General features: G+C 59.0%; 15 protein-coding genes. 7 read left to right on the forward strand and 8 right to left on the reverse strand.

What is annotated here, in order from left to right:
- Positions 1-655 precede the first annotated feature (655 nt).
- The 6 genes from KHQ23_RS02505 to KHQ23_RS02530 all read left to right on the forward strand — a co-directional run bounded on the left by KHQ23_RS02505 (position 656) and on the right by KHQ23_RS02530 (position 7,450).
- Complete coding sequence (locus tag KHQ23_RS02505; RefSeq protein ID WP_004144585.1) at positions 656-1,198, forward strand: helix-turn-helix transcriptional regulator; 543 nt, start codon at positions 656-658, stop codon at positions 1,196-1,198.
- 74 nt (positions 1,199-1,272) lie between these two features.
- On the forward strand, positions 1,273-1,860 hold the full coding sequence (gene ecpA / locus KHQ23_RS02510) for a common pilus major fimbrillin subunit EcpA (protein ID WP_002890053.1): 588 nt from the start codon (positions 1,273-1,275) through the stop codon (positions 1,858-1,860).
- A 58-nt stretch (positions 1,861-1,918) separates the two neighbouring features.
- Positions 1,919-2,587, forward strand: a complete 669-nt coding sequence (locus KHQ23_RS02515; RefSeq protein WP_004144586.1) for a fimbrial chaperone EcpB — start codon at positions 1,919-1,921, stop codon at positions 2,585-2,587.
- Between the two features lie 25 nt (positions 2,588-2,612).
- Positions 2,613-5,138: a fimbrial biogenesis outer membrane usher protein gene (locus KHQ23_RS02520; RefSeq protein ID WP_004147261.1), complete on the forward strand. Its 2,526-nt coding sequence runs from the start codon at positions 2,613-2,615 to the stop codon at positions 5,136-5,138.
- The gene (ecpD, locus tag KHQ23_RS02525; RefSeq protein WP_032421055.1) at positions 5,128-6,771 is read left to right on the forward strand and encodes a fimbrial adhesin EcpD; all 1,644 of its coding nucleotides are present in this window, start codon (positions 5,128-5,130) and stop codon (positions 6,769-6,771) included. Before KHQ23_RS02520 ends, ecpD begins: the two co-directional genes overlap by 11 nt.
- Complete coding sequence (locus tag KHQ23_RS02530) at positions 6,740-7,450, forward strand: fimbria/pilus periplasmic chaperone (protein WP_032421056.1); 711 nt, start codon at positions 6,740-6,742, stop codon at positions 7,448-7,450. The genes ecpD and KHQ23_RS02530 overlap by 32 nt, the downstream gene beginning before the upstream one ends.
- Positions 7,451-7,453: 3 nt before the next feature.
- Here the strand turns inward: KHQ23_RS02530 and KHQ23_RS02535 are convergent, their stop codons facing one another.
- From KHQ23_RS02535 to KHQ23_RS02550, 4 genes are read right to left on the reverse strand one after another with little or no spacing between them, the layout of a single operon-like run.
- Positions 7,454-8,143, reverse strand: a complete 690-nt coding sequence (locus tag KHQ23_RS02535; protein ID WP_004178714.1) for an amino acid ABC transporter permease — start codon at positions 8,141-8,143, stop codon at positions 7,454-7,456.
- On the reverse strand, positions 8,133-8,885 hold the full coding sequence (locus KHQ23_RS02540) for an amino acid ABC transporter permease (protein ID WP_004178715.1): 753 nt from the start codon (positions 8,883-8,885) through the stop codon (positions 8,133-8,135). The genes KHQ23_RS02535 and KHQ23_RS02540 overlap by 11 nt, the downstream gene beginning before the upstream one ends.
- On the reverse strand, positions 8,882-9,700 hold the full coding sequence (locus KHQ23_RS02545) for an amino acid ABC transporter ATP-binding protein (RefSeq protein WP_004151355.1): 819 nt from the start codon (positions 9,698-9,700) through the stop codon (positions 8,882-8,884). Before KHQ23_RS02545 ends, KHQ23_RS02540 begins: the two co-directional genes overlap by 4 nt.
- A 1-nt stretch (position 9,701) precedes the next feature.
- Positions 9,702-10,511, reverse strand: coding sequence for an ABC transporter substrate-binding protein (locus KHQ23_RS02550; protein WP_002890106.1), 810 nt, complete (start codon positions 10,509-10,511; stop codon positions 9,702-9,704).
- A gap of 333 nt (positions 10,512-10,844) precedes the next feature.
- Here KHQ23_RS02550 and KHQ23_RS02555 point away from each other — a divergent pair, with 333 nt between their 5' ends.
- The gene (locus KHQ23_RS02555) at positions 10,845-11,015 is read left to right on the forward strand and encodes a hypothetical protein (RefSeq protein ID WP_002890108.1); all 171 of its coding nucleotides are present in this window, start codon (positions 10,845-10,847) and stop codon (positions 11,013-11,015) included.
- Positions 11,016-11,131: 116 nt separating this feature from the next.
- On the opposite strand, the gene KHQ23_RS02560 is transcribed toward KHQ23_RS02555, so the two are convergent.
- From KHQ23_RS02560 to KHQ23_RS02575, 4 genes are read right to left on the reverse strand one after another with little or no spacing between them, the layout of a single operon-like run.
- The gene (locus tag KHQ23_RS02560; RefSeq protein WP_002890126.1) at positions 11,132-11,827 is read right to left on the reverse strand and encodes an ABC transporter ATP-binding protein; all 696 of its coding nucleotides are present in this window, start codon (positions 11,825-11,827) and stop codon (positions 11,132-11,134) included.
- Entirely contained in the window at positions 11,820-12,602 is a 783-nt protein-coding gene (locus KHQ23_RS02565) for an ABC transporter ATP-binding protein (RefSeq protein WP_004151354.1), read from the reverse strand. The genes KHQ23_RS02560 and KHQ23_RS02565 overlap by 8 nt, the downstream gene beginning before the upstream one ends.
- Entirely contained in the window at positions 12,589-13,638 is a 1,050-nt protein-coding gene (locus KHQ23_RS02570; protein ID WP_002890127.1) for a branched-chain amino acid ABC transporter permease, read from the reverse strand. The genes KHQ23_RS02565 and KHQ23_RS02570 overlap by 14 nt, the downstream gene beginning before the upstream one ends.
- Positions 13,638-14,537 carry a branched-chain amino acid ABC transporter permease gene (locus KHQ23_RS02575; RefSeq protein WP_002890128.1) on the reverse strand — a complete coding sequence of 300 codons (900 nt, stop codon included), beginning with the start codon at positions 14,535-14,537 and terminating at the stop codon, positions 13,638-13,640. The genes KHQ23_RS02570 and KHQ23_RS02575 overlap by 1 nt, the downstream gene beginning before the upstream one ends.
- Between the last annotated feature and the right edge of the window lie 6 nt (positions 14,538-14,543).

Below are 14,543 nucleotides of genomic sequence, written 5' to 3' on the forward strand. Positions count from 1 at the left end.
TCGTAGGCGTAGGCAGCCTTCGGCAATCTTCGCTTAATCTTGATGAAGAAGACCGTTTAATCGAATAGATAATGCGTCTGCCTTTGTTTAGCATTCAACATCCCGCATGTATTAACATATACATAACTATTTTGTGCGGCAGGTTAATCTATTCATGAGTCTTATGTGTTGGTGAATCATCCTGGTTTTTGTTTATTTGTAGATTTATATCCTTTCTTTTGTGCTAAATCAGGTTTATTTGATAAGCCATTCAAGAGTTCCATTAAGAATATTCCTAACATAATAGGGCGAAGATCCTGGATAATATAAAGCGCAGATAAGAATTGACGGTTATATTACCAATAACCTTATGAAAATAAATGTCTTTTTCTGGCGCTCAAAAATTTGATATTTTCAGTTTTTGTAAATATTGACCTGGGCGCGAAATTCATTGCCTTTCCGCATGTTGACACTCCATAGGAAAAAACTTAAATTCAACGCCAAGCAGAAAATAATTATAGTTTAATCCCCCGCTTATCCAATATTGATAAGTAATGCGTGTCTTATTTAATGGCGATTTATTAAAGGAAACGAATACGCCAGTAAACTTTATAGGCCTGGCAAGCAGTGACGTTGTAAAAATGATTACTTCAAGGACTATGAGGTTAAAAACTATATGGAATATAAAAGCTGTTCCGATAAGTATATTTGGTCTGCCGATGACTCCTATTTCTATAAAGGACTGTCCGAACTGATTGTAGACATCGACGAATTAATTTATCTCTCACTGGAGAAAATCAGAAAAGATTTTGTGTTTATCAATCTCAATACGGCTTCATTAAACGAATTTATCAGGCGCGACAGCGAATGGCTATCCGCGGTAAAGGGGAAACAGGTCGTATTGATTGCGGCCAGGAAATCAGAGGCCTTAGCGAACTACTGGTATTACAATAGCGATATTCGCGGCGTGGTATATGTTGGTCTGAGTCGCGATATTCGAAAAGAACTGGCCTATGTAATTAATGGCAGGTTTCTCCGCAAAGATATTAAGAAAGATAAAATTACAGATCGGGAAATGAAAATTATCCGCATGACCGCCCAGGGCATGCAGCCGAAATCGATCGCCAGAATTGAAAATTGTAGCGTGAAGACAGTGTATACCCATCGGCGTAATGCTGAGGCCAAACTGTATTCCAAAATATATAAGTTAGTTCAGTAACACCCAGGCAATTCTGTTTTTTAAATGGTTCACCGGGACATCATGTCCTTAATTCAACTCAGGATGAAAAAGCGATGAAAAAAAAGGTTCTGGCAATAGCTCTGGTAACGGCGTTTACCGGTATGGGCGTGGCGCAGGCTGCTGACGTAACGGCTCAGGCTGTAGCGACCTGGTCTGCGACCGCTAAAAAAGACACCACCAGCAAGCTGGTTGTGACCCCGCTCGGCAGCCTGGCGTTCCAGTACGCCGAAGGCATTAAAGGCTTTAACTCGCAGAAAGGTCTGTTTGACGTGGCGATTGAGGGGGACACAACGGCGACCGCCTTTAAGCTGACCTCGCGTCTTATCACCAACACCTTAACCCAGCTGGATACCTCCGGCTCCACGCTGAGCGTGGGCGTGGATTATAACGGCGCCGCGGTGGAAAAAACTGGCGATACCGTGATGATCGATACCGCCAACAATATTATGGGCGGCAACCTCAGCGCGCTGGCTAATGGCTACAACGCCAGCGGCCGTACCACAGCGCAGGATGGTTTCACTTTCTCCATCATCAGCGGCACCACCAACGGCACCACCGCCGTGACCGATTACAGCACTCTGCCGGAAGGGATCTGGAGCGGCGACGTCAGCGTACAGTTCGACGCCACCTGGACCAGCTGATCCTTCTGATGCACCAGCAGGGGGATCTCCCCCTGCTTTTTTCACGGACGGAATTGTTATGAAAAAGCACCTTCTGGCCCTCGGGCTGCTGCTTGCCGGGGTGTCGCCGGCGCAGGCGCTGGATGTCGGCGATATTTCATCCTTTATGAACAGCGGCAGCAGCACGCTGAGCAAAACGATCAAGAACAGCACAGACAGCGGTCGACTGATCAATATCCATCTCGAACGGCTCTCTTCCCCGCTGGACGGCGGGCAGGTTATCCCGATGGACAAACCGGATGAGGTATTGCTCACTCCCGCCAGCCTGCTGCTACCCGCCCAGGCCAGCGATGTGATCCGCTTCTTCTACAAAGGCCCGGCGGATGACAAAGAGCGCTACTACCGCATTGTCTGGTTCGATCAGGCGCTCAGCGATGCCCAACGCGATAACGCCAACCGCAGCGCGGTGGCCACTGCTTCCGCCCGCATCGGCACCATCCTGGTGGTGGCGCCCCGGCAGGTGAACTATCGCTTTCAGTACGCCAACGGCTCTCTGACCAACACCGGGAATGCGACGCTGCGGATCCTCGCCTACGGCCCCTGCCTGAAGGCCGCCGATGGTAAGGAATGTAAAGAGAATTACTACCTGATGCCGGGTAAATCGCGCCGTTTTACGCGCGTGGACACGGCGGATAAAAAAGGACGGGTGGCGCTTTGGCAGGGTGAGCAGTTTGTTCCCGTGAAATAGACAGCTGTGCAGATGGATAACGACGATGCCTCAACGATGGATTACCCCAGGACTGAAAACACGGCTTGCCTTCGGCATGATCTTTTTGTTCGTTCAGCCCGACGTCAGCGCTGCCGCCGCAGGCGCGCAGCAGATTGGCGGGGTGATTATTCCGCAGGCCTTCAGCCAGGCGCTGCAGGACGGCATGAGCGTCCCGCTCTATATTCATCTCGCCGGCAGCCAGAGCACCCGGGACGATCAGCGGATCGGCAGCGCCTTTATCTGGCTGGACGGCGGCCAGCTGCGCGTCCGGCAGATCCAGCTGGAGGAGAGCGAAGGTAACGCCAGCGTCAGCGAACAGACCCGCCAGCAGCTGATCGGCCTGGCCAACGCCCCGTTCAGCGAGGCGCTCACCATTCCCCTGACCGACAGCGCACAGCTGGATCTCAGCCTGCGCCAGCTGCTGTTGCAGCTGGTGGTCAAGCGCGAGGCGCTGGGCACCGTCCTGCGCTCGCGCAGCGAAGATATCGGTCAGTCCAGCGTGAACACCCTCAGCAGCAACCTGAGCTATAACCTCGGCGTCTATAACAACCAGATGCGTAACGGCGGGAGCAACACCTCCAGCTACCTGTCGCTGAACAACGTCACGGCGCTGCGGGAGCATCACGTGGTGCTCGACGGCTCGCTATACGGCATCGGCAGCGGTCAGCAGGACAGTGAATTATATAAGGCCATGTATGAGCGCGATTTCGCCGGCCACCGCTTTGCCGGCGGGATGCTTGACACCTGGAACCTGCAGTCCCTGGGACCGATGACCGCTATTTCGGCCGGTAAGATTTACGGCCTTTCCTGGGGGAACCAGGCCAGCTCCACCGTCTTCGACAACAGCCAGTCCGCCACGCCGGTGATCGCCTTTCTGCCGGCGGCGGGTGAGGTGCATCTCACCCGTGACGGTCGGTTGCTGAGCGTCCAGAACTTCGCTATGGGCAACCATGAAGTGGATACCCGCGGCCTGCCGTACGGTATTTACGACGTGGAAGTGGAGGTGATCGTCAATGGTCGGGTGGTCAGCAAACGCACCCAGCGGGTCAATAAGCTGTTCAGCCGGGGACGCGGCGCCGGCGCGCCGCTGGCGTGGCAGGTATGGGGCGGCAGTTTTCATATGGATCGCTGGTCAGAGAGCGGGAAAAAGACCCGGCCGGCGAAAGAGAGTTGGCTGGCAGGCCTTTCGGCCTCCGGGTCGCTCAGCACCCTGAGCTGGGCGGCTACGGGCTATGGCTACGACAACCAGGCGGTGGGGGAAACCCGCCTGACGCTACCGCTGGGCGAGTCGATCAACGTTAATCTGCAAAATATGCTGGCCAGCGACAGCTCGTGGAGCAGCGTCGGCAGCATCAGCGCCACGTTGCCCGGGGGATTCAGTTCAGTGTGGGTTAACCAGGAGAGAACCCGCATTGGCGATCAATTGCGGCGCAGCGATGCCGATAACCGGGCGATCGGCGGCACCCTCAACCTGAACGCGCTGTGGTCGAAGCTGGGGACGTTCAGCGTCAGCTACAACGATGACCGTCGCTACAACAGCCATTACTACACCGCGGATTACTATCAGACGGTCTACAGCGGCGCCTTTGGCTCGCTTGGCCTGCGGGCGGGGATCCAGCGCTATAACAATGGCGACAGCAGCGCCAACACCGGGAAATATATCGCCCTCGATCTGTCGCTGCCGCTGGGCAACTGGTTCAGCGCCGGGATGACCCATCAGAACGGCTACACCATGGCTAACCTCTCAGCGCGCAAGCAGTTTGATGAAGGCACTATTCGCACCATCGGCGCCAATCTTTCGCGGGCCATCTCCGGCGATACCGGGGATGACAAAACCCTCAGCGGCGGCGCGTATGCCCAGTTCGACGCCCGCTACGCCAGCGGCACGCTGAACGTCAACAGCGCGGCGGACGGCTACGTCAACACCAACCTCACCGCCAGCGGCAGCGTCGGCTGGCAGGGCAAAAACATCGCCGCCAGCGGACGAACCGACGGTAACGCCGGGGTGATTTTCAACACCGGGCTGGAGGACGATGGTCAGATTAGCGCCAGGGTTAACGGGCGGATCTTCCCGCTCAGCGGCAAGCGTAACTACCTGCCGCTCTCTCCCTATGGTCGCTATGAGGTGGAGCTGCAGAACAGCAAAAACTCGCTCGACAGCTACGACATCGTCAGCGGGCGCAAGAGTCATCTGACCCTTTATCCGGGCAACGTCGCGGTGATTGAGCCAGAGGTGAAGCAGATGGTCACCGTCTCCGGCCGTATTCGTGCAGAAGACGGCACGCTGCTGGCGAATGCGCGGATTAACAACCATATCGGCCGTACCCGCACCGATGAAAACGGCGAGTTTGTCATGGACGTGGATAAGAAATACCCCACTATCGATTTCAGCTACGGCGGCAATAAAACCTGCGAAGTGGCGCTGGAGCTCAGCCAGGCGCGCGGCGCCGTCTGGGTGGGGGATGTGGTCTGCAGCGGCCTCTCGTCGTGGGCGGCGGTGCAGCAGTCAGGAGAAGAGAATGAAAGTTAATGCACTGATGGCGCTGGCGATCCTCGCGCTGCTCTGGCCGGTAGCCGCGCTCAGAGCGGCGGTGACCAAGACCACCTGGTCGGATGCGCCGGCGCGCGAGTTTGTGTTTGTGGAAAACAACTCCGACGACAACTTTTTCGTCACCCCCGGCGGGGCGCTGGATCCGCGTATGACCGGCGCTAACCGCTGGACCGGCTTAAAATACACCGGCTCCGGGACCATCTATCAGCAGAGTCTCGGCTATATCGATAACGGCTACAACACCGGGCTCAATGCCAACTGGAAGTTTGATATGTGGCTGGAAAACTCACCGGTTTCACACCCCTTAACCGGCCTGCGCTGCATCAACTGGTACGCCGGGTGCGATATGGCTACCAGCCTGATCCTGCCGCAGACCACCGACGCCAGCGGGTTTTACGGCGCGACGGTGACCAGCGGCGGCGCGAAGTGGATGCACGGCATGATGTCGGACGCCTTCTATCAATATCTGCAGCAGATGCCGGTCGGCGGCAGCTTTACGATGACCATCAATGCCTGTCAGACCTCGGTGAACTACGATGCCAGCAGCGGCGCGCGCTGTAAGGATCAGGCCTCCGGTAACTGGTATGTGCGCAACGTCACCCACACCAAAGCCGCGAACCTGCGGTTGATTAATACCCACTCGCTGGCGGAGGTGTTTATCAACAGCGATGGCGTGCCGACCCTCGGGGAAGGGAACGCCGACTGCCGGACGCAGACCATCGGCAGCCGCGCAGGATTAAGCTGTAAGATGGTCAACTATACCTTGCAGACCAACGGCTTAAGCAACACCTCGATCCATATTTTCCCGGCGATCGCCAACTCGTCGCTGGCCTCGGCCGTCGGGGCGTACGATATGCAGTTCAGCCTCAACGGCAGCTCATGGAAGCCGGTGAGCAATACCGCCTATTACTACACCTTCAACGAGATGAAGAGCTCGGACTCGATCTATGTTTTCTTCTCCAGCAACTTCTTTAAGCAGATGGTCAATCTGGGGATCAGCGATATTAACACCAAGGATCTGTTCAACTTTCGCTTTCAGAACACCACCTCGCCGGAGTCAGGCTGGTATGAGTTTTCCACCTCCAACACGCTGATTATCAAGCCCCGTGATTTCAGCATCAGCATTATCTCCGACGAATATACCTCGGCGCCGTCGCGCGAGGGGTATGTCGGCAGCGGCGAACCGGCGCTCGATTTCGGCTACATCGTCACCACCAGCGGTAAAACGGCCGCCGATGAAGTGCTGATCAAGGTGACCGGACCGGCGCAGGTGATTGGCGGGCGTTCCTACTGTCTCTTCAGCTCCGATGACGGTACGGCGAAAGTGCCGTTCCCGGCGAAGCTCTCTTTTATCACCCGCAGCGGCACGACTCAGACCTACGATGCCGGGTGCGATGACAGCTGGCGGGATATGACCGATGCGCTGTGGCTGACCACGCCGTGGACCGATATCTCCGGCGAAGTGGGGCAGATGGATAAGACCACGGTGAAATTTTCGATTCCGATGGATAACGCCATTTCGCTGCGGACGGTAGACGATAACGGCTGGTTTGGCGAAGTCAGCGCTTCAGGAGAGATTCATGTCCAGGCGACGTGGCGCAACATTAACTAAGGCCCTGCTGACGGTGGGCTGCCTGCTGGCAGCGCCGCTGGCGCAGGCGATCTCGGTCGGCAACCTGACCTTTTCCCTGCCGGCTGAAGCGGATTTCGCCAGCAAACGGGTGGTCAACAACAATAAAAGTGCGCGGCTGTACCGCATCGCCGTCAGCGCCATCGATCGCCCGGGCGGCAGCGAAGTCCGCTCCCGGCCGGTGGATGGCGAACTGCTGTTCGCCCCCCGCCAGCTGGTGCTGCAGGCAGGTGAGAGCGAGTATTTTAAATTTTACTATCATGGGCCGCGGGATAACCGCGAGCGCTACTATCGGGTCTCGTTTCGCGAAATCCCCACCCGCAACCTGACGAGGCGCAGCCCGACCGGCGGCGAGGTCAGCATGGAGCCGGTGGTAGTGATGGATACCATTCTGGTGGTGCGCCCGCGCGAGGTGCAGTTTAAATGGTCTTTCGATAAGGTGGCCGGGACGGTGAGCAACACCGGCAATACCTGGTTTAAGCTGCTGATTAAGCCCGGATGCGATTCGACCGAAGAGGAAGGGGACGCGTGGTATCTGCGTCCCGGGGACGTGGTTCGCCAGCCGGCGCTGCGCCAGCCGGGGAACCACTATCTGGTCTATAACGACAAATTTATTAAGATCAGCGATACCTGTCCGCTGAAGTCCCGTCCCGCGGAGTGAGCCTTATCTGGTGGTCGCGCGGCGGGTAAAGCGCCGGCTGGCCAGCAGGCTCAGACCGCAGCACAGCAGGTAGTACACCGCGCCGGTGAAGACGAAGATCGCCAGGGGATAGATCTGCACCCGGTTGTTGACCTGGCCGGCCACGGTGGTCAGCTCCGGGACGTTGACGATAAACGCCAGCGAAGTGTCCTTCAGCAGGCCGATAAAGATCCCCACCAGCGACGGCTGAACGTTGCGCAGCGCCTGCGGGAGCAGCACCAGGCGCAGCGTTTGCCCGGGAGCGAACCCCTGGGTCAGCGCCGCCTCATACTGTCCTTTCGGCAGCGACTGCAGCCCGGCCAGCACCGAGTGCATCACCGAGGCGGCGGTAAACCACGCCAGCGCCAGGGTCACGGTCACCGCGCCGGGCAGATCGCCGCCGGTCAGCATCGGCAGCAGATACCACAGCCAGAAGATGACAAATATCAGCGGGATGCCGCGGATAATTTCCGCCCACAGAAACAGCAGACGCCGCACCAGCCCGCCGTAGCGCCAGGCCAGGCCCGCCAGCGCAATGCCTCCCGGCAGCGCCAGCAGGGTGGCGCCGATGGCCATCAGCAGGGTCAGCGCCACGCCGCCGGGCTGGCCCTCCGCTAGTCGGCCCCACAGCAGGTAATCGAGGTTATCGGCGATCACCGCCAGATTAGCGTTCATGTCGGGCGCTCCGTTGCAGTTTTCTTCCCGGGCCGAGACGCGTGAGCGCCACGCCCATCGCCACCCCCAGCGCCAGGTACAGCGCGGTGCCGACGGCAAACGCCTCCAGGGCGTGCGCGTTATAGCTCTCAATCTGCCGCACCTGATAGGTCAGTTCCGCAAAGCCGATGCCGCTCGCCAGCGATGAGAGTTTCATCAGGTTAAGATACTGGCCGACAATCGGCTGCCAGGCGTTGGCCAGTCCCTGCGGCAGGAGGATAAAGCGCAGCTCCTGCCACGGCGTAAAGCCCTGCGACAGCGCGGCTTCCCGCTGCCCGTGGCTGACGGCGCGCAGTCCGGAGGCGATCTCTTCCACCAGAAAGGCGGAGGTAAAGACCCCCAGCCCCCACATCGAGCAGAGGAACTCCGGCGTCAGCCACCAGACGTTGCCCGGCAGAATGGACCAGGCGTGTTCGTCGTTCACCACCTCCTTCACCGCCAGCGGCAGCAGGTTCCAGGCGGCAAAGTACCAGAACAGCAGCTGGACCAGCAGCGGGGTATTGCGAAACAACGAGACCCACGCGGCCACCAGTCCGCGCCCCGCGCGTCCGCCGCCGAGGCGCAGGGCCAGCAACAGGACCGCCAGCAGGGTGGCGAGCAGGATCCCGGCGACGCTGACCCAGACGGTGGTGAGAAAACCAGAGATAATCCATTGCAACGGCTGCCCGCTCAGGACGCCGTGCCAGTCAAGCATCGGCGTCACTCGAGGCTCTCCTGGTGCAGCGGATCCAGCACCTTCTGCAGAAAACGCCGTGCGCGGGCATGCTGCGGATGGGCGAAAAACTCAGCCGGCGGGGCGACTTCGAGGATGTCGCCGCCGTCGATAAACACCACCCGGTCGGCAATTTCGCGGGCAAACTGCATCTCGTGGGTCACCACCAGCATGGTGATCCCGCTGTGGGCGAGGGTTTTCATCACCTGCAGCACTTCGCCGATCATCTCCGGGTCGAGCGCCGAGGTGGGCTCATCGAACAGGATAATCTGCGGCGAGGAGGCCAGGGCGCGGGCGATGGCCACCCGCTGCTGCTGGCCGCCGGAGAGCTGCGCCGGCATCTGCTGCGCTTTTTCTTCCAGTCCGACCTGACGCAGCAGCGCCAGCGCCCGCGCCTGAGCCGCGCTTTTTTCCCAGCCATGAACGCGCTCCAGCGCCAGAGTGATGTTCTCCTGCGCCGTCAGGTGGGCATAAAGGTTGAACTGCTGGAAGACAAAGCCGACGCGGCTGCGCAGCTGGCGCAAGGCGCTGCCGCTCAGCCGGCTGGTGGGTTTGCCGTCGATCAGGATCTCGCCGCCGCTTAAGGATTCGAGCTGGTTGATCAAGCGGATCAGCGTCGATTTTCCCGAACCGGAAGGGCCGAGGATCGCCACCACTTCGCCGGGCTCGACCTGCAGGTTGATGGCGTTAAGTACCTGATGATCGCCGTAGCGCTTGGCCACATCACGGAACGTAATGCTGGCGCGCTGCAGACGTGAAAAATCCGCGGCCGGAGCCGCGGAGTGGGAGAGTAAACCCGAGAACATATTATTTCGCTTCTATGGTAAAGGCGCGCGGCTGCGGCGTTTTGGTGGCAGGGCCAAACCAGACATCGTAAATTTTCGCGGCTTCGCCGGTTTTCTCCAGCTTCACCAGCTCATCGTTGACGGCCTTCAGCAGGGCCGGTTCGCCTTTCTTCACGCCCACGCCAATCTCTTCTTTGCTGAGCAGGTCGGGCAGAATTTTAAACTTGGCTTTATCCGGCGCTTCCGCCAGCAGACCGGCGAGGATGGTGCTGTCCTGGGTGATGGCCTGGACGTTGCCGTTGCGCAGGGCGGTCAGGGCCAGCGGAATATCGTCATAGGAGAGGACGCGAGCCTGCGGGAAACGCTGGTGCAGGGCCTGTTCGCCGGTGGTGCCTTTCACCGCGCCGATGCGCGCTTTGCTGTACTCATCGAGCTTATCCGGAGAGCCGGCCGGCACGAGGAACTGCTGGCCGGTGACGAAATACGGCGTTGAGAAATCAATAACCTGGGCCCGCTCCGGGGTGATGGTAATGTCGGCGACGATCAGGTCGGCTTTGCCGGACTGCAGCAGCGGAATACGGTTGGCTGGGTTGGTGGCCACCAGCTCGAGTTTGACGCCGAGCGCTTTCGCCAGCGCCTGGGCAAAGTCAACGTCGTAGCCGACGATATGGTGGGTTTTGGCGTCCACGGAGCCGAACGGCGGGTTGGCGTCGAAGGTGGCGACTTTTACGACGCCGGCGGCTTTGATGTCAGCCAGCTGGTCCGCCTGTGCCTGCGAGGCGAGCAGCAGCATACCCAGCGCCAGTGCGATTTTTGTGGTTTTATTGCGCATAGTTTTTCCCCTGAATCCCTGTTTTGTTTTGTGGACATCACGCTCCCACAAATTGCCCGTCGGCGGCAAAGAAGAAAAAATTCTTATCTATAACCAAAAAGAACTTAACAAACCTATGGGTATTCTTTATGCGCCGCTGGCTTTTACCAGGACGGCAACGACTGCCGGGCGGTCCCCTCTCCCTCAGGGAGAGGGCCAGGGAGAGGGTGATAGGACCGGGGGTAATATGCGCCAGCCAGGATTGCAAATTCGGAATTAATATTTCCCGCGCCCGGCCAACTGTGGTTGAAATAGACCCAGGCGATTCGCTTCCCGACAGAGGAGAAAACGAAAGTGGCATTATGGCAACGGTTAACGGGCTGGCTGGCTTTTTTGTCCAACGGTGAAGCCGGACAGCAGGATACCCAGCGCGTCATGGAGGCGATCCTGCCGGTAGCCAGCCTCTACGGCGTGGACATTGGCAACGTGGAAACCCGGTGGTTCCGTCATGATAAGACATACTGAGCGACGCAGGACGCGAGAAGCCTACTGGAACGAGGTGTGCTTTGTGTAGCAAGAGACTGCCTGAGGTTGCGGCCTTGCAGGAGGCGCCGCCGCAGCCCAGGCAGTTTTGACCATGCCTATCCCCCCAGATACATCCGCTTAATTTCCGGATTAGTCAGCATCTCCCGCGCCGCGCCTGACAAGGTGATCCGGCCATTCTCCAGGACATACGCCCGATCGGCGATCGCCAGCGCGGCCGTCGCATTCTGCTCCACCAGCAGCACCGTCATATTCTCTTCGCGCAGTTGCTTAATGATGCCGAACAGCTCGCCGACAATTTTCGGCGCCAGCCCGAGGCTCGGTTCATCCAGCATCAATAACACCGGCTCGCTCATCAGCGCCCGGGCGATGGCCAGCATCTGCTGCTCGCCGCCGCTCATGGTGCCCGCCATCTGATGGCGCCGCTCCTTGAGCCGCGGAAAGAGGGCGTACATGCGATCGCGCAGGCGGGCGTAGCCGGCGAGATTATTGTAAGCGCCCATGCGCAGGTTCTCTTCGATGGTCAGGTTGGTAAAGACGCGCCGTCCCTCCGGCACCAGCGCCAGCCCGCGACGCACGATCTGGTGGGTCTGGCTGCGTGAGATATCGTCGTTGAGGAAGCTGACGCGCCCACTGGAGCGCACCAGGTTGACGATCCCGTTCAGGGTGGAGGTTTTACCGGCGCCATTGCTGCCGATCAGGGTGACGATTTCCCGGTCATAGACGTCGATATCGACGCCCTTCAGACCCTGGATCACGCCGTAAAAGACCTTCAGTTCCCGGGCGTTAAGCATAATTGGCTTCTCCCAGATAAGCGGAAATGACGTCCGGATGCTGGATCGCCTCGGCCATCAGGCCGCTGAACAACGGCTTACCGTACTCCAGAACCATCACCCGCTCGCACAGGCGGTTGACGAAGGGCATATCGTGCTCGATTAACAGGACGCTTAGCTGATAGTCATGGCGCATGCGGAAGATCAGCTCCGCCAGATCCTCGGTCTCCTTCGGGTTCATCCCGGCGGCCGGCTCATCGAGCAGGAGCAGCTTCGGCGCGGTGGCCAGCGCGCGGGCGATCTCCACTTTGCGCTGGTTGCCATAGCTTAGGTTTGTGGCCTGCATATGGGCGAAGTGGGCGATGCCGATATCCTCCAGGATGGCCATCGCTTTGGCTTTCGCCGCCCGCTCGGCCGGAAAGTAGCGACCAATATGCAGGGCCGCCTCCAGCAGCGAGTAGCGGCTGGCGCGGTCGAGCCCGACCATCACGTTCTCCAGCACCGTCATGGAGTTAAACAGGCGGATATTCTGGAAGGTGCGGGCGATCCCGGCGTTTACCACCTGGTTGGGCTTCAGCCCCTTCAGCGACGTGCCCGCCAGGGTGACGCTGCCGCTGGTGGGTTTATAGTTGGCGGTAATGACGTTAAACAGGGTTGTTTTGCCCGCGCCGTTAGGGCCGATAAGGCCAAAGATCTCCGCCTCGTCAACATGGAAGCTGACGTTGTCGATGGCCCGCAGGCCGCCGAACTGCATGGTGACGTCCTGCACCTGCAGGATAACGTTATTTTCCGCCATAGCCGCCGCTCCTTCTTCCGGTCTGCCAAATCTCTTTTTTCCCCAACAGCCCCTCGCGGGCGAAGAGCATGATGATCAGCAACAGCAGGGAGAAGACCACCATTCGCAGGCCCGGGTACGCGCCGAGATCGTGACCGAAGAACTGCAGCGGCTGATCGAGGAAGCGCAGCCACTCGCCGCTGCCGACCACCAGCACGGTGCCGAGCAGGGCGCCGGTGGTGCTGCCGAGCCCGCCGAGGACGATAATAATCAGCAGCTGGAAGGTGAGCATAAAGTCGAACAGCCCCGGGGAAATGGTGGTCAGCAGGGAAGCCAGCAGACCGCCGCCGATCCCTTCGAAGAAGGCGCTGGTGGCGAAGGCGCAGGTTTTAATGCGGAAGGTGTTGACCCCCATGGCGATCGCCGCATCTTCATCGTCGCGAATAGCTTTCATCATCCGGCCATACTTCGACCACACCAGCTGGAGGATCATGCCGGTGGCCAGCAGGGCGAACAGCCCGCACCAGAACAGGAGATGCGGCTGCTGCGGAATATCGTTCAGCCCGATGGCGCCGTTGGTGATTTGCGGGTTGTTAATGGCGAGGATCTTGATGATAAACCCAAAGCCGAGGGTGACAATGGCCAGGTAGTCGCCACGTACCCGGAAGACCGGCACGGCGAGGCACACCGCCAGCGCCGCCGCGCACAGGCCGCTTATCAGCAGGGCAGGGAGGAAGCCCGCGTGCAGGCTGAGGATCCACGGGCTGGGGGCGGCCATTTCAAACATGTCTACCTTGCTGTCGCTGGAGAGGATCAGCAGGGCGGTCACGTAGGCGCCCACCGCCACGAAGCCGTTCGGCTCCAGCGACAGCTGGCCGGTCACGCCGTTGATCAGGTTGTAGCTGACCGCGAGGATCATAAAGATAAAAATGGTGCTGATGACACGAACAATGTAGTCATTGAAAACCACGTTGATTCCGGCCAGCAGCGCGATACAGATGACAATAATGGCCAGGTTGCGCAGCTGCGCCCCGGCGGTCGTCGTCGCGTTGAGCATCAGAAACGGCTCCTTTCCAGACGTTCGTCGCCCATAATGCCGACCGGGCGGAACAAGAGGACCAGAATCAAGAACAGGAAGGCGAAAGCGTCTTTATAGCCGCCCAGTTCGGGGAAGATCGCCACGGCGACCACCTCGGTAAAACCGAGGATAAAGCCGCCCAGCACCGCGCCGGTGACGCTGCCGATCCCGCCCAGCACGGCGGCGGCGAAGGCCTTCAGGCCGATAAGCACGCCCATCAGGGGATCGATCGTCGGGTAGCTGATGGAGTAGAACACGCCGCCGAGCGCCGCGAGACTACTGCCGAGGGCGAAGACCAGGGAGATGATCCGGTTGGCGTCAATGCCCATCAGGCGCACGGTGTTGACGTCAAAGGCCACCGCGCGGATCGCCATCCCATAGCGGGTGCGGTACAGCAGCCAGAGGATCGCCAGCAGCAGCAGGACGGTGATCAGCGGCACAATCCACGCCACGTTGGTAATGATGACGCTGCCGAAGGCCCGGGTCTGGTTGAAAAAGTCAGGGGCGGAGAAGAAGCGCGAGCTGCCGCCAAACAGTACGTTAAACAGGTTTTCGAGAAAGAAGCTGACGCCGATGGCGGTGATCAGCATGGAGATTTTCGAGGCCTGACGCAGCGGACGATAGGCGACCCGGTCAATCAGCATACCAAACAGGCCGCACAGCCCGAGGGTCAGGAAAACGGCTACCCCGAAGGGTAGCCCAACCGAAGAAAATAAAAACAGCGTACTAAACGCGCCGACCATCATCACGTCCGCATGGGCGAAGTTGATCAGCCGCAGCACGCCATAAACCATCGTATAACCGATGGCAATCAGGGCGTACATGCCCCCAAGACTCATTCCATTGACCACTTGCTGGAGAAAAATGGCGCCGTCCATTTTGTA

It is taken from the genome of Klebsiella sp. 64, from assembly GCF_018223915.1.
GTDB lineage: Bacteria > Pseudomonadota > Gammaproteobacteria > Enterobacterales > Enterobacteriaceae > Klebsiella > Klebsiella pneumoniae.

Bases quoted from the DNA above. Each gene is read 5' to 3' on its own strand.
- KHQ23_RS02550 (WP_002890106.1), bottom strand. From the start codon at position 10,511: ATGCGCAATAAAACCACAAAAATCGCACTGGCGCTGGGTATGCTGCTG.
- ecpD (WP_032421055.1), top strand. From the start codon at position 5,128: ATGAAAGTTAATGCACTGATGGCGCTGGCGATCCTCGCGCTGCTCTGG.
- KHQ23_RS02545 (WP_004151355.1), bottom strand. From the start codon at position 9,700: ATGTTCTCGGGTTTACTCTCCCACTCCGCGGCTCCGGCCGCGGATTTT.
- KHQ23_RS02565 (WP_004151354.1), bottom strand. From the start codon at position 12,602: ATGGCGGAAAATAACGTTATCCTGCAGGTGCAGGACGTCACCATGCAG.
- ecpA (WP_002890053.1), top strand. From the start codon at position 1,273: ATGAAAAAAAAGGTTCTGGCAATAGCTCTGGTAACGGCGTTTACCGGT.
- KHQ23_RS02520 (WP_004147261.1), top strand. From the start codon at position 2,613: ATGCCTCAACGATGGATTACCCCAGGACTGAAAACACGGCTTGCCTTC.
- KHQ23_RS02575 (WP_002890128.1), bottom strand. From the start codon at position 14,537: ATGGACGGCGCCATTTTTCTCCAGCAAGTGGTCAATGGAATGAGTCTT.
- KHQ23_RS02535 (WP_004178714.1), bottom strand. From the start codon at position 8,143: ATGAACGCTAATCTGGCGGTGATCGCCGATAACCTCGATTACCTGCTG.
- KHQ23_RS02560 (WP_002890126.1), bottom strand. From the start codon at position 11,827: ATGCTTAACGCCCGGGAACTGAAGGTCTTTTACGGCGTGATCCAGGGT.
- KHQ23_RS02570 (WP_002890127.1), bottom strand. From the start codon at position 13,638: ATGCTCAACGCGACGACGACCGCCGGGGCGCAGCTGCGCAACCTGGCC.
- KHQ23_RS02505 (WP_004144585.1), top strand. From the start codon at position 656: ATGGAATATAAAAGCTGTTCCGATAAGTATATTTGGTCTGCCGATGAC.
- KHQ23_RS02515 (WP_004144586.1), top strand. From the start codon at position 1,919: ATGAAAAAGCACCTTCTGGCCCTCGGGCTGCTGCTTGCCGGGGTGTCG.
- KHQ23_RS02530 (WP_032421056.1), top strand. From the start codon at position 6,740: ATGTCCAGGCGACGTGGCGCAACATTAACTAAGGCCCTGCTGACGGTG.